At 69.3% G+C, this 12,838-nt stretch carries 12 protein-coding genes; 9 read left to right on the top strand and 3 right to left on the bottom strand.

Features of this window, described 5'->3' with window-relative positions:
* Positions 1–29 precede the first annotated feature (29 nt).
* A complete protein-coding gene (locus tag AC1RDS_RS13995) occupies positions 30–1,646 on the bottom strand; it encodes an FAD-dependent oxidoreductase (RefSeq protein WP_017404931.1) in 1,617 nt (538 codons plus the stop codon).
* A gap of 92 nt (positions 1,647–1,738) precedes the next feature.
* Here AC1RDS_RS13995 and AC1RDS_RS13990 point away from each other — a divergent pair, with 92 nt between their 5' ends.
* The 3 genes from AC1RDS_RS13990 to AC1RDS_RS13980 all read left to right on the top strand — a co-directional run bounded on the left by AC1RDS_RS13990 (position 1,739) and on the right by AC1RDS_RS13980 (position 3,584).
* Positions 1,739–2,629: a LysR family transcriptional regulator gene (locus AC1RDS_RS13990; RefSeq protein ID WP_017404932.1), complete on the top strand. Its 891-nt coding sequence runs from the start codon at positions 1,739–1,741 to the stop codon at positions 2,627–2,629.
* 353 nt (positions 2,630–2,982) lie between these two features.
* Complete coding sequence (locus AC1RDS_RS13985) at positions 2,983–3,303, top strand: hypothetical protein (protein WP_103738494.1); 321 nt, start codon at positions 2,983–2,985, stop codon at positions 3,301–3,303.
* Positions 3,300–3,584: a DUF2798 domain-containing protein gene (locus AC1RDS_RS13980; RefSeq protein ID WP_017404933.1), complete on the top strand. Its 285-nt coding sequence runs from the start codon at positions 3,300–3,302 to the stop codon at positions 3,582–3,584. Before AC1RDS_RS13985 ends, AC1RDS_RS13980 begins: the two co-directional genes overlap by 4 nt.
* 46 nt (positions 3,585–3,630) lie before the next feature.
* Here the strand turns inward: AC1RDS_RS13980 and AC1RDS_RS13975 are convergent, their stop codons facing one another.
* Positions 3,631–4,932 (bottom strand): citrate/2-methylcitrate synthase, encoded by a 1,302-nt coding sequence (locus tag AC1RDS_RS13975; protein WP_059400370.1) that lies wholly within the window; start codon positions 4,930–4,932, stop codon positions 3,631–3,633.
* Positions 4,933–5,043: 111 nt separating this feature from the next.
* Between AC1RDS_RS13975 and AC1RDS_RS13970 the strand changes: the two genes are divergently transcribed.
* Genes AC1RDS_RS13970 through AC1RDS_RS13960 form a run of 3 tightly spaced genes read left to right on the top strand, consistent with a single transcriptional unit; the run spans position 5,044 to position 7,767 of the window.
* Positions 5,044–6,186 carry an aromatic ring-hydroxylating oxygenase subunit alpha gene (locus AC1RDS_RS13970; RefSeq protein ID WP_017404935.1) on the top strand — a complete coding sequence of 381 codons (1,143 nt, stop codon included), beginning with the start codon at positions 5,044–5,046 and terminating at the stop codon, positions 6,184–6,186.
* 38 nt (positions 6,187–6,224) lie between these two features.
* Positions 6,225–6,545, top strand: a complete 321-nt coding sequence (locus tag AC1RDS_RS13965) for a non-heme iron oxygenase ferredoxin subunit (RefSeq protein ID WP_017404936.1) — start codon at positions 6,225–6,227, stop codon at positions 6,543–6,545.
* Between the two features lie 19 nt (positions 6,546–6,564).
* Positions 6,565–7,767 carry an NAD(P)/FAD-dependent oxidoreductase gene (locus tag AC1RDS_RS13960; RefSeq protein WP_017404937.1) on the top strand — a complete coding sequence of 401 codons (1,203 nt, stop codon included), beginning with the start codon at positions 6,565–6,567 and terminating at the stop codon, positions 7,765–7,767.
* Between the two features lie 93 nt (positions 7,768–7,860).
* Here AC1RDS_RS13960 and AC1RDS_RS13955 read toward each other — a convergent pair whose 3' ends face one another.
* The gene (locus AC1RDS_RS13955) at positions 7,861–8,565 is read right to left on the bottom strand and encodes a TetR/AcrR family transcriptional regulator (protein WP_017404938.1); all 705 of its coding nucleotides are present in this window, start codon (positions 8,563–8,565) and stop codon (positions 7,861–7,863) included.
* Positions 8,566–8,699: 134 nt separating this feature from the next.
* Between AC1RDS_RS13955 and AC1RDS_RS13950 the strand changes: the two genes are divergently transcribed.
* The 3 genes from AC1RDS_RS13950 to AC1RDS_RS13940 are packed head-to-tail and all read left to right on the top strand — an operon-like array spanning position 8,700 to position 12,606.
* The gene (locus AC1RDS_RS13950) at positions 8,700–10,499 is read left to right on the top strand and encodes an acyl-CoA dehydrogenase (protein ID WP_017404939.1); all 1,800 of its coding nucleotides are present in this window, start codon (positions 8,700–8,702) and stop codon (positions 10,497–10,499) included.
* Positions 10,500–10,540: 41 nt separating this feature from the next.
* A complete protein-coding gene (locus tag AC1RDS_RS13945; protein ID WP_059400371.1) occupies positions 10,541–11,728 on the top strand; it encodes an acetyl-CoA C-acyltransferase in 1,188 nt (395 codons plus the stop codon).
* Positions 11,725–12,606 carry an SDR family oxidoreductase gene (locus AC1RDS_RS13940; RefSeq protein WP_059400372.1) on the top strand — a complete coding sequence of 294 codons (882 nt, stop codon included), beginning with the start codon at positions 11,725–11,727 and terminating at the stop codon, positions 12,604–12,606. The genes AC1RDS_RS13945 and AC1RDS_RS13940 overlap by 4 nt, the downstream gene beginning before the upstream one ends.
* Positions 12,607–12,838: the final 232 nt, after the last annotated feature.

The following is a 12,838-nucleotide window of genomic DNA, read 5'->3' as shown; positions in this document are numbered from 1 at the left end:
CCTTTTTGTTTCGTGGAAGGGGCTTGCGGCTAAGCGGCGCCGCGGACCGTGTCGACCACCTGGCCGGCGTGCTCCACGTGCGAGCCGCGCCATGCGACATGCCCGTCGGGACGCACCAGGACCAGCGGGCGTTCGTAGGCTCTCGCCACGTCGGCCTGCTCGATGGATTCGAGGCGGAACGGAACTCCCCTGGCGGCAAAGGCCTGCGCGAGCGTGTCCGCCTCGCCCCGCAGGCCGCCGTCGAAGCACAGGAGCACGAAGGTGCGGCCGAACAGGTCGAGCGTCGAGCGGCCGTCGCTGAGCCAGACGTGGGGCGCGCGCGCGCCGGGCCGCGTCGTGGGGATGTACGTCGAGTACTCGTCCGGGGTCGGGGGCGTGCCGTCGGAAACGCAGATCGGCGAGCCCTCGTAGCGGTGGCCGATCTGCAGGCCCAGCGACTCCCACTCCACGCGCGTCGACTCGCGCAGGCGCCGGCCGAGGTCCCGGCGCACCTGCTCGCCTTCGGCGCTCAGGTCGCACACCGCCGCCGGGCTGGGCGTGTCCTGCCAGGCCCTGAAGTTCTGCGTGGAGAAGCCGATGTTGCGCTGCGCGACGGGCCGGCGCTCGGTCTCGTAGCTGCGCAGCAGGGCCGGGCCGCCCCAGCCGTTGAGGAGGCCCTCGAGCTTCCAGCCGATGTCCAGCACCTCCTGCGCCCCGGTGTTCATGCCCATGCCACCGGTCGGAGACATGGTGTGGGCGGAATCGCCCACGAGCGCGACGCGGCCCTCGAAGTAGCGATCGGCGAGCATCTCGCTGCGCCGCCAGGGGATGGCCGAATCGACCACGAACTCCACGTCGTCGCGACCGAGCGCGCGCCGGACCCAGGCGGCGGGGTCGAAGTTCGCGAGGTCCATCTTCTCTTCCGATCCGAGCACCGTCAGGCGCCAGATCTCGTTCCCGTCGACGACGGTCAGATTGCCCCACGTTCCCTCCGGGCCGACGAAGAGGTAGCGCTCGGCCGGCCCCATCTTGTGCTCGTGCACCAGTCCCGGCGCGTGGATCAGGACGTTCACCGAGTAGCTGAGCAGCCGGCCCTCCATCCTGATGCCGACCTGCTCGCGGACCTGGCTGGTAGCGCCATCGCAGCCGAGCAGGTAGTCCGCGCGGATGGTGACAGGCTCGCCCGTGTTCAGGTCGGTGACGGTCGCCGTGACGCCCTCGCCGTCCTGCTGAAGCGAGACGAAGCGGTGCTTGAACAGCAGCCTGGCCCTGGGTTCGGCGCGGGCGGCGTCGGTCAGGATGGGCTGCAGCCACAGCTGCGGGCAGCGCTGCTTCTTCTCGGGCGTCTCGGGCGGCGTGGGCGCGTCGCGCATGCTCGGGTAGCTCTCCCGATCGAGCAGCAGCCCGTTGAGCGACGTGCAGAAGACCATCGAGAGGTCGTAGTCGTCCGGGAATCCGCAGTCGCGCACGCGCTGCGCCAGCCCCCAGCGTCGGAACAGCTCCATCGTGCGCACCGCGATCAGGCCGGTGCGCGGGTGCTCGATCGTGCCGTCGCCCTCATCCACGAGGATCGACTCGATCCCCCTCCATCCCAGCTCGATGGCCATCGACAGGCCGATGGGCCCTCCGCCCACGATCAGCACGGGCGTCTTGATCTCTGTCCCCATGGGGTCTCATCCTTTCTCGTTTGGTTGGGGAAATGATCACCGGCACGCTCATCATTGTCTAATCGATATTGGAGAGAAATAGAATTCAGGATATGAATATCAAAACGTTCGACCTGAACCTGCTGCGGGTCTTCGACGCCATCTATGCCGAGCGCAATGTGTCGCGGGCGGCGAGCGTCGCGGGCCTGTCGCAGCCCGCAATGAGCAACGCGCTGCTGCGGCTGCGCAAGGCCTGCTCCGATGCGCTGTTCGTGCGGACCACCGGCGGGATGGAGCCGACGGCCCTGGCCGACGAACTCATCGGCCCGGTCCGCCAGGCGTTGGCGATCCTTCAGCAGTCGTTGGAAAGACCGAACGGCTTCGAGCCGAAGGCGTCGGAGCGCACGTTCAAGATCCTCCTGTCCGACGCGGGGGAGGGCATCGTTCTGCCGCGGCTGATCTCGGCGGTGCTGCGGGAGGCGCCGCACGTGCGCATCGAGGCGCTGCGGCGGCCCAACGACCAGTACCAGCAACTGCTGCAGAGCGGCGAGGCGGATCTCGCGATCGGCAACCTCGCCTTTCTGAAGTCGGGCTTCTACCAGCAGCGCCTGTTCGGCGATCCCTACTGCTGCCTGGCGCGCAAGCGGCATCCGTTCATCGGCCCCGGCTTCCCGCTGCAGGCGTTCCTGACGGCCCAGCACGTCGCCGTGGCCACGGGCAATGCGGACGACCTGGTGGAGCGCGCGCTCTCGAAGATGCGCGCCAAGCGCGACGTCATCCTGCGCGTGACCCACTACCACGTCGCGGCGGATGTCGTCGAGCGCTCCAACCTGGTCGTCACCGTGCCCCGCAACGCGGCGCGTAACGCCCGTGGCGTGCAGATCCTGCCGGTGCCGCTGAGCATTCCCGCGGCGGACGTGCGCCAGTTCTGGCACCGGAGGGCGCACAAGGATCCGGCCAACCAATGGCTGCGTGGCACGCTCGCCAAGCTCGCGTTCGACTAGGCCCGACGGGCAGGCTTCGGGTGCGGCGGAGCCAGTGCCCGGATGCGGCCGACCCCGCTCGAACGATGCCGGCGGCGAACCGGGGCTCTCCCCGTGGCTTGAGGCTGGCTCGACGGCGAGCCGTCGTATTGCGGATGCCCACCCATCGCGAACCGCGATCGCTGGGCAGGCGTCCCTCCGGCACCGCGCTTTGACCTTCATCAGAGGACCCGCGTATTCTTTCTTCGGCCTCCGCGACAGCTCGCTTTGCGTGTTGACACCTCCACCCTCGCCGGGTAACTTTGGTTTGGCAACTAACAATAGCGCTGCCATTGCTGGGCAGCGCAACGAAACAACCCGATGAAGGAGGATCCATGCAGACGAAGGACCAACCCGATGCCCAGGGTCAGATGCGGCGCAGTACAGACAAGTCCTTCGCGCAGGACCGGCAAGCAGCAGGAGCGGTGCATTTCCTGAGCGCGCGGCGGCTTCCCTCCCGCGCGGACACCTCCGCCATCGGCAGCCGCGACCGGCGCGCGGCATGCGGCGCTTCGCCGCTGCGCCGCAACCACGCCAGGATGACGGGCGGGCGTTCCATGGCCGTGTGCTGGAACGTCCGGCGCTACGGCAGTCCGGACTGCGCCATCCGCAGTCCCGAGGGCAGTGCAGGCCACACACCACGGGCCTACCCATGAAAAACGAGTGTCCTCCTTCGGCGGCGCAGGCCCGCACGGTGTTCGGCTTCGCCAAGCTGCCAGCCGCCTACGCGACGCTGGTGATGCCGCTGCTGCTCTCGATCCTGATGACCTTCGTGGTGTCGGCCGTGTCGACCCTGCGCAGCATCGGCCTGGCGCCCGGCTTTCTCTACATCTGGCTCAGCGCGTGGGCACTGTCATGGATCATCGCCTTCCCGACGCTGCTCTTCGCGCTGCCTCTGGTGCGCAGGGCCACCGCAGCGCTCGTGATGCGGGACTGACCGGAGGGAACCTCCTCGCCCACGCCCGCCGCGGCCGAGGGCTGCCTTACCGCGGAAGGTGCTGGCCCATGTACTTCGCGCGCGGCCGCAGCATGGCGCCCGTCAGGCGCTGCTCCATCGCGTGGGCGATCCACCCGCTGGTGCGCGCCAGGGTATGCAGCATCGCGCCGCTGCCATTGGGCAGACCCATCGCCTTGCACAGGATCACGAGGGCGGCGAAGACGTTCGGGTGCTGTCCCGCCTGCCGCGCGCCGGTCACCAGCGCCTGCACCTTCGGCAGATCCGGTCCGTGCGCGCTGAGGTCGTCTACGAGCTCGAGCAGCACGGCCGAGCGCGGGTCCTCCCCATCGTAGAGGGGATGGCCGAAGCACGGCAGCTCATTGCCCTTGAAACCCGAGGCCGCCGCCAGCGGCAGGGCGTCTTCGGGCGCCAGGCCGCAGGGCAGGGCGTCGATGAGCGCCTCGACCTCCACGGCGCCCCCGACCTGCATCGGCCCGGACTGGGTCAGCATCGCCGTGGCGACGCAGGCGTGCAGGTCCGCGCCCGTCGAGGCGCAGATCCGCGCCGCGAAGGTCGGTGCCGACAGCTCGTGTTCGGCGGACATCACGAGCGCGGCGTCGATGGCCCGCACGGCATCGGGCCGATCGCCCAGGCCCAGCCCGCGGGCGACGCACTGCGCCACGAACTCGCCGTCGCGGGGCGGGGAGAAGCGCGGCTCGGGGCCGAAGACGCCAGCCGTGCCCGCCAGCCACTGCAGCAGGCGGCGGCAGGCCGCGAAACCGGCCGCCTCCACGTCGTCCTCGGCCCGCTCGAACGCGGACAGCGAGGTCGTCAGCATCGCCAGGAGCTTGAGCGGCGTGACGTGCTCGGCCGATTGCAGCGCCATGCGGACCAGCGACTCAGGCTGCCGGGTGTCCTGCGGGGCCGGCCACGGGACATCGCGGGTGCGCGGCAGCCCCGTCCAGATGAGCTCGCTCGCGAACTCGAACGACCGTCCGTCACGCACCAGGTCGCGCGCGAGCACCCCCCGGTAGCGTGGGCCCTGGGCGGTGAGCTCGCTGATCCACGTCTGCGCGATCGGCTCGCCGTAGCGCAGCGACTGGGAGACCTGCGGCCCGCCCGCGCGGGCGACGGCCCGGCTCCTGAGCTTCTCGACGTCGGCCTTGCGGTAAAGCTTGGCCTTCACGCCCGGGCGCTGCTTGGTCTTGATGAGGCCGCGGCTCACGTAGGTGTACAGCGTCTCGCGGCGCACGCCGAGGATCGACATCGCTTCCGCGCTCCCGACGTATTCGACGTCATTGATCTGGCGGCGCTGGCGTGCGTTCTCGGAGCTGTTCTTGGCTGGCATAGGGTTCCTACGGCTATTTATATCGATTCTCACATCGATCTATACATAGATCAATGTATTGCCTAGTATTCGTTACGTTTACTCAACGAATCTTTTGAAAGGACGACCACGATGCAAGTAGCCGAACACCAACTCCTGGACCTGCGCCCCAAGTTCAAGGAGACCCGCAAGAAACTGCTCAGCGCCCGGCACCTGCCGGGCGAGGTGTACAGCTCGCCCGAGATCTACGCCATGGAGAAGGAGCAGATCTTCATGAAGTACTGGCTCTCCGTGGGACGCGTCGAGGAGATTCCCGATGTCGGCGACTACTACACCTTCCAGGTGATGAAGGAGTCGATCGTGGTGTCCCGTCCCGCGCCCGACCAGGTCGTCGCCTACATGAACCAGTGCCTGCACCGCGGCGTGGAGATCGCCGTCGGCCGCGGCAACGCCAAGGAATTCAGCTGCCCGTACCACGCTTGGCTCTACGACGTGAGCGGCAAGCTCGTCGTCGCGCCGGGCATGAAGGCCTCGGAGGTCGAGCTGAAGAACTGCAGCCTGCGCCAGCTTCACGTCAAGGTCTGGCGCGGCTGGATCTTCGTGAACTTCAGCGACGAGCCGATGTCTTTCGACGACTACATCGCTCCCTTCGAGCAGCCGCTGTGGTGGTTCCAGACCGACCATTGCAAGCTCGCCCAGAAGGTCGAGATCGACGTCAAGTGCAACTGGAAGTTCCTGGTCGAGAACCTGATCGACATCTACCACGTCGGCGTCATCCACAAGGGGACCTTCGGCGGCTTCGTGAAGGGCGAGCAGGTCCGCTTCAACCTGGTCGAGAACGGCGGCTGGCACACCCAGTACGAAGCCAGGCCGCACTCGAAGTCCGGCGAGCAGGTCTTCCCGACGCTGCCCTGGGCGCAGGACAAGCCCAGCGGGATCGCCTGCAAGGCGGGCATCTATCCGAACCTGAACCTGTCGATGCGTGCCGACAGCGTGCGCATGTGGCACATCTGGCCCATCTCTCCCACGGAGACCAAGGTCATCTGCTATCTGCTGTTCCCTGAAGGCGCCTTCTCGATCCCGAACTATGACGAGGAGATGGAGAAGTACGTGGGTTTCGTGCGCCAGATCATCGCCGAGGACGCCGTGATGGTGGAGGGCATGCAGAACACCGCGGGGTCGAAGTTCTTCCAGCCCGGCCCGATGTCGCCGCTCGAGGAGGCGCTGTATCACATGGAGAACCACTACATCGACGTGATGACGTCGCAGGCGTAGGGCAGCGGGTGCGGCAAGACAACAATCCGGGAGACACCATGGACGGTGAATGGATCAGGGTCGGCAACGTGGCCGACATCGACGAAGACGACACGCACCCGGTCGAGATCGACGGCAGGCGGGTGTGCCTCTACAACCTCGGCGGCGAGATCTTCGCCACGGACGGCACCTGCACCCACGGCGACGCGGACCTTTCGCTGGGCATGGTGGTCGATTCCTGCCTCATCGAGTGCCCCCTGCACGAGGGCACCTTCGACATCCGAAGCGGCCGGGCGGTGGGCGCGCCGTGCACGGATCCGCTGCGCTGCCATCCGGTCAAGGTCGAGCAGGGAGTCATCTTCCTGCGGCCCGCGCACTGAACGACGGCAGGGAGCACCCATGGATGTCGTCATCATTGGAGCCGGCCAGGCCGGCGCCTGGGTCGCCCGGTCGCTGCGCGAAGCGGGACATGAAGGGGGCATCACGCTCCTGGGGCGCGAGCCGCACGCGCCCTACGAGCGGCCCCCCTTGTCGAAGGCGGTGCTCAGCGGGGCGGAAGAGCACCCGCCGGTGCTGCTCGGCCCGCAGCAGTGCGACGCGCTGCGCGTGGACTTCCGGCCCGGCGTCGAGGCCGTCGGCATCGATCGCACCGGCCACCAGGTCAGCTGCGCGGATGGCTCTGCGGTCCGCTACGACAAGCTCGTGCTGGCCACCGGAGGGCGACCTCGGGCGCTGTCGTGTCCCGGCGCCGACCTGCCCGGCGTCCATGCGCTGCGCACGATCGAGGATTGCCAGGCCATCGCCAGGAAGCTGGTGCCGGGCAACCGGCTGCTGATCGTGGGCGGCGGGTGGATCGGGCTGGAGATCGCCGCGACGGCGAGGAAGAAACAGGTCGAGGTCATGGTGCTGGAGGCGGGGCCGCGCCTGTGCGCGCGGTCGCTGCCGCCCCGGTTCTCGGCGTTCCTGCTCGACAGGCACCGCCGGGAAGGCGTCGACGTCCGGCTGGCGACGACGGTCGCGTCGATCGAAGCGGGCCGCCAGCGCGCGCTGGCCGTGGAACTGCCTGGCGGGCCGCAGGAGTTCGACGCGGTGGTGGTCGGGATCGGGCTTGCGCTCGACACCGGGCTGGCCGAGGCCTGCGGGCTCGAGGTCCGGGACGGCATCGTCGTGGACCAGGCCGGCCGCACCTCCGACCCAGACATCTATGCCGCGGGCGACGTGGCCAACCAGCCGAACACCTGGGCGGGCGGCCGTCTGCGATGCGAGTCGTGGGCCAATGCCCAGAATCAGGCCATCGCCGTGGGCAAGGCCATTGCCGGCGGCGAGGTGGCGTACGACGAGATTCCGTGGTTCTGGTCGGATCAGTACGACCTGAACCTGCAGGTGCTCGGCGTGCCGTCGAACGAGCTCGAGGGCACCCTGCGCGGCTCCGCCGAGGAGGGGGCGTTCTCCGTGTTCCAGATCTCTGAGGGCAGGCTGCGCAGCGTGCTGTCGGTGAACGTGCCGCGCGACATCAAGGTGGCCAAGCGCTGGCTCAAGCAGGGGACCTGCCCGCCGCCGGAGGTCCTCGCCGACCGCACGGTCCGCCTGGACAAGCTCTGAGCGGGCTGCTCGCGGGGCGGCCCGGTGCCGCTGCCGCCTGCAGCCCGGCCACTGGGCGCGTGCGCAGGAGGGATCGGCGCGGGAGCGCCGACGCTATTCGACCCGCAGCTGCGCGGCGACCATCGCGCTCAGGCTGTTCGCGAACTCATCCACGCTGATCTTCTCGGCCCGGTACTTCCAGCGCTTGACGTACCAGTCCTGGATGACGCTCTGCAGGTGCGCCGCCAGCAGGAAGGCTTCCCGGTCGCCCATCTCGCGCACCTGCCGGATCTGCCGCGCCATGGCGGCCTGGAAATCCACCTCGGCGGCCCTGGCCACCTTGCGCTGATCAGCCTCGAGCACGCGCGACTCCATGTACACGAAATAGAACCACGGCTGCAGCAGCTCGGACATGAAGACGTGCGCCCGCAGGCTGCTGTCCAGACGCACCAGCGGCGCCAGAGACGCCTCGTCGAACCAGCGAGGGATCTCGCCGCCGATGTGCCGGATCAGGTCCTCGACCATGGCGGCCAGGGCGTCCTTGCTCTGCAGGTAGCCGTAGAGCCCGCCCATGGACAGGCCGGTGGCCTTGGACAGGTCCCGCAGCGTCATCGCGCCGAAGCCCACCTGGTTGGCCAGCTGGAAGGAGGCCTCGAAGATGGCCCGCAGATTGGCCAGCGCCACCGGCACGCGCTTGACCGTGATGGCGTGCGCGTTGCGCGCGTACACCAGCTCCCACAGCGTGTCGGGCGGGATGGGGTTGATCCGCTTGAACTGTGCGAAGGTGAATCGGGGCTCGAGACCGAGGGACAGGGGCATGGCGGGAAGGCGTGGACGCGGTCGGGTGGGGGGCGGGGCAGGTTGCCCGAATTGACCGCCGGTCGGGAATGATTGTAAACTCCCTCAAAAACCGAGCGAGCGCTCGGTGTTTATTTCGAGCGAGACAACCCCACATGGCCACTGCCACCATCAGCGAGCGCGAGCTCGCCTTCCTGCTTTACGAAGTCCTGGACACCGCGGGCCTGCTGCGGCGCGAGCGCTATGCCGAGCACTCGCGCGAGGTCTTCGACGCCACGCTGGAGACGGCGCGCCAGCTGGCCGAGGATTTGCTGGCGCCGCATCTGCGCGAGGGCGACGAGAACGAGCCACAGTTCGAGAATGGCCGGGCCCGCCTCGTCGCGCCGACCCGCGCGGCGTGGCAGGCCATCGCGGATGCCGGGTTCCTCAGTGCGCACTGGGAGCAGGCCGAGGGCGGGCTGCAGCTGCCGGAGGTCGTGCTGCGCGCGGCGATGAGCGCCTTCTACGCGGCCAACGTCGGCACGGCGGCCTATGCGATGCTGACGATCGGCGCGGCCAATCTGCTGCGCACCTTCGGCAGCCCACAGCTCCGGGCCCGCTACCTCGCGCCGCTGGGCGACGGCCGCTTCGCCGGCACGATGGCATTGACCGAGCCGTCGCAGGGTTCCGCCCTGGGCGACATCAAGACCTACGCCGTGCCCCAGGCCGATGGGAGCTACCGCGTTTTCGGCCAGAAGATGTTCATCTCCGGCGGCGAGCAGGACCTCACCGAGAACATCGTGCACATGGTGCTCGCGCGCATCCAGGGCGCGCCGCCCGGCGTCAAGGGCATCTCGCTGTTCCTGGTGCCCAAGATCCTGCCCGGCGAGCACGGGGCGGCGGACACGCCGAACGACGTGGCGCTGGCCGGGCTGCTGCACAAGATGGGCTGGCGCAACACCACCTCCACCGTGCTGTCCTTCGGGGAGAAGGGCGGCGCGGTGGGCTGGCTGGTCGGCCGCGAGCACCAGGGCCTGGCCCACATGTTCCAGCTGATGAACGAGGCGCGCATCGGCGTCGGCGTCATGTCCGCCAGCATCGCCTGGCGCGGCTTCAGCGAGTCGCTGGCCTACGCGCGCGAGCGGCCGCAGGGCCGCCTGCCGTCGAACAAGGATCCGCTGTCGCCGCAGGTCAAGCTGGTCGAGCACTCCGACGTGCGCCGGATGCTGCTGGTGCAGAAGGCCTACGCCGAGGGCAGCCTGGCCCTGTGCCTGTACGCCTGCAGCCTGTTCGAGGACCAGCACACCCATCCGGAGCCGCCGGCGCGCGCAGCGGCCGGCCGGCTGCTCGACGTCCTCACGCCGGTCGTGAAGTCCTGGCCTGCGCGCTACGGCGCGGCGGCCAACGACCTGGCCATTCAGGTGCTCGGCGGCGCGGGCTACACGCGCGACTACCCGCTGGAGCAGCTGTACCGCGACCAGCGCCTGAACATGATCCACGAGGGGACCGAGGCCATCCACGGCATCGATCTGCTCGGCCGCAAGGTGCTGGCGGAGCAGGGCGCGGGGCTGCGCCTGTTCGTCGACACCGTGCGCCAGGACGCCGGGCGCGCCTCCGAGGCGGGCCTGGGCGACGAGGCGGCGGCCCTGTGCGCGGCGCTGGACCGCCTGGTGGAGGTCAGCGCGGGGCTCGCCGCGCTGCAGCGCAGCGAGCCCGACCTCGGCCTGGCCAACGCCACGCTGTACCTCGACGCGTTCGGGCGCGTGACGCTGGCCTGGATCTGGCTGCTGCAGGGGCGGGCGGCGGCGCGCGCGCTGCCGGCCGCCAGCGGGGAGGCCGCCGACCACTACCGCGGCAAGCTGCAGGCCATGCGCTACTTCTTCCAGTGGGAGCTGCCGCAGACGCACGCCCAGTGGGCGTTGCTCGCGCGTGCCGACCGCTGCGCCTACGACATGCGCGACGCGTGGTTCATCTGAAGCCGCGACGCATTCCCTTTCCATCTCCACCGCAGGACCTTATGAGCCAGGCCGTCATCGTTTCCGTCGCGCGCACCCCCATCGGGCGCGCCTACAAAGGGGCATTCAATGCCATCAAGTCGCCCACGCTGCTGGGCCATGCCATCGGGCACGCCGTCGCGCGCGCCGGCGCCGGCCCGGACGAGGTCGACGACGTCGTCGTGGGCACGGTGCTGGGCGCCGGCACGGCCGGCATGAACCTGGCGCGCAACGCCGCGCTCGCGGCCGGGCTGGGCGTGGCGGTGAGCGGCCAGACCCTGGACCGCCAGTGCGCTTCCGGGCTCATGGCGGTGGCGACGGCCGCCAAGCAGATCATCGTGGACGGCATGCGGGTCGTGGTCGCGGGCGGCCAGGAAAACATCTCCGCGGTGCAGAAGGGCTACTTCGACTGGGCCTCGGCGGAGGCGGACCCCGCCGTCCAGGCCAAGGTGCCGCACGCCTACATGCCCATGCTGCAGACGGCGGAGTTCGTCGCCAGGAAGTACGGGATCGGCCGCGAGGCGCAGGACCTGTACGCGCTGCAATCGCAGCAGCGCACGGCGGCGGCCCAGCAGGCTGGACGCTTCGACGCCGAGATCGTGCCCCTGCCGTCGCGCATGGCCGTGGTCGACAAGGAGACCCAGGCCGTCAGCCACCGCGACGTGACCCTGGCCCAGGACGAGGGCAACCGCCCGGAGACCACGCTCGAGAGCCTGGCCGCGCTCAAGCCCGTGATCGAGGGCGGCAGCGTCACGGCGGGCAATGCCAGCCAGCTCTCCGATGGCGCCGCCGCCTGCGTGCTGATGGACGATGCGCTCGCGGCGCAGCGCGGCCTGAAGCCCCTGGGCATCTACCGGGGCATCGCGGTGGCCGGCGTGGCGCCGGAGGAGATGGGCATCGGGCCCGTGCTGGCGGTGCCCAAGCTGCTGCGCCAGCACGGCCTCACCGTCGACGACATCGGCCTGTGGGAGCTGAACGAGGCCTTCGCCTGCCAGGCGCTGTACTGCCGCGACCGGCTGGGCATCGACCCGGAGCGCTTCAACGTCAACGGGGGCGGTATCTCCGTGGGGCATCCCTACGGGATGAGCGGCGCGCGGCTCGTGGGCCACGCGCTGATCGAGGGGCGCAGGCGCGGCGCGCGCTATGTGGTGGTGACGATGTGTGTGGGCGGCGGCATGGGCGCGGCCGGACTTTTCGAGGTGGTGGCATGAACGGAATCAAGAACTCCCTGGCGGGCAAGACCCTCTTCATCACCGGCGCGAGCCGGGGCATCGGCCTGGAGATCGCGCTGCGGGCCGCGCGCGACGGCGCCAACGTGGTCATCGCGGCCAAGACCACCGAGCCGCACCCCAAGCTGCCGGGCACCATCTACACGGCCGCCGAAGCGGTCGAGCAGGCCGGGGGCAAGGCCCTGGCGCTCGTGCTGGACGTGCGCGACGAGGAGCGGGTCAAGGCGGCCGTGGCGCAGGCGGCCGAGCACTTCGGCGGCATCGACGCCTGCATCAACAACGCGTCGGCGATCAACCTGGCCAAGTCCGAGGACATCGACCTCAAGCGCTTCGACCTGATCCAGCAGATCAACATGCGCGGCACCTTCGTGACCTCGCGGGCCTGCATCCCCTACCTGCGCCAGAGCAGCAACCCCCACATCCTCGCGCTGTCGCCGCCCTTGACCCTGCGCGCCGACTGGTTCGCGCAGCACCTGCCCTACACGATGTCCAAGTACGGCATGTCGATGGTGATGTTCGGGCTGGCCGAGGAACTGCGCGAGGCCTGCATCGCCTGCAACGCGCTGTGGCCGCGCACGACCGTGGCCACGTCGGCGGTGGAGTTCGCGCTCGGCGGCGACGCGATGCTGCGGCAGTCGCGCAACCCGCAGATCATGGCCGACGCCGCCCACGCCATCCTATGCCGGCCCGCGCGCGCCTACACCGGGAATTTCGTGCTGGACGACGACGTGCTGGCCGAGGAGGGCGTGACCGATTTCGATCGCTACCGCAACGATCCGGCCAGCGCGCTGCTGCCCGACATCTTCGTGGACCCCGAGGCGCCGCTGCCGCCGGGATCGAGCTACGCCCCGGCGTCCTGACGCGCGCCGGGCGACCGGCGACTGCGCGTTAGTGCCTATTCCGGTCCGCGCGCAGATGCAGGATAATGAGCACGATTATAAATAGTCGTGCTCAATTTACATGGGGAGACGAAACAGCTTCCGCGGGCGACGCCGGCGGCCAACGGGCCGGGCGTTCGCCCCCGCAGGAGCGTGGTGACCGGGCCGTCCGCCCGGGCCGGTGGCGTCTCCGTACCGAACGCGAGATTCTCGA

The sequence above is a fragment of the Acidovorax sp. GW823-FHT02H02 genome, assembly GCF_058797075.1.
Note: the sequence above shows the minus strand (reverse complement) of the source record. Positions and strands in the feature narration are given on the sequence as shown.

Bases quoted from the DNA above. Each gene is read 5' to 3' on its own strand.
- AC1RDS_RS13995 (WP_017404931.1), bottom strand. From the start codon at position 1,646: ATGGGGACAGAGATCAAGACGCCCGTGCTGATCGTGGGCGGAGGGCCC.
- AC1RDS_RS13990 (WP_017404932.1), top strand. From the start codon at position 1,739: ATGAATATCAAAACGTTCGACCTGAACCTGCTGCGGGTCTTCGACGCC.
- AC1RDS_RS13985 (WP_103738494.1), top strand. From the start codon at position 2,983: ATGCAGACGAAGGACCAACCCGATGCCCAGGGTCAGATGCGGCGCAGT.
- AC1RDS_RS13980 (WP_017404933.1), top strand. From the start codon at position 3,300: ATGAAAAACGAGTGTCCTCCTTCGGCGGCGCAGGCCCGCACGGTGTTC.
- AC1RDS_RS13975 (WP_059400370.1), bottom strand. From the start codon at position 4,932: ATGCCAGCCAAGAACAGCTCCGAGAACGCACGCCAGCGCCGCCAGATC.
- AC1RDS_RS13970 (WP_017404935.1), top strand. From the start codon at position 5,044: ATGCAAGTAGCCGAACACCAACTCCTGGACCTGCGCCCCAAGTTCAAG.
- AC1RDS_RS13965 (WP_017404936.1), top strand. From the start codon at position 6,225: ATGGACGGTGAATGGATCAGGGTCGGCAACGTGGCCGACATCGACGAA.
- AC1RDS_RS13960 (WP_017404937.1), top strand. From the start codon at position 6,565: ATGGATGTCGTCATCATTGGAGCCGGCCAGGCCGGCGCCTGGGTCGCC.
- AC1RDS_RS13955 (WP_017404938.1), bottom strand. From the start codon at position 8,565: ATGCCCCTGTCCCTCGGTCTCGAGCCCCGATTCACCTTCGCACAGTTC.
- AC1RDS_RS13950 (WP_017404939.1), top strand. From the start codon at position 8,700: ATGGCCACTGCCACCATCAGCGAGCGCGAGCTCGCCTTCCTGCTTTAC.
- AC1RDS_RS13945 (WP_059400371.1), top strand. From the start codon at position 10,541: ATGAGCCAGGCCGTCATCGTTTCCGTCGCGCGCACCCCCATCGGGCGC.
- AC1RDS_RS13940 (WP_059400372.1), top strand. From the start codon at position 11,725: ATGAACGGAATCAAGAACTCCCTGGCGGGCAAGACCCTCTTCATCACC.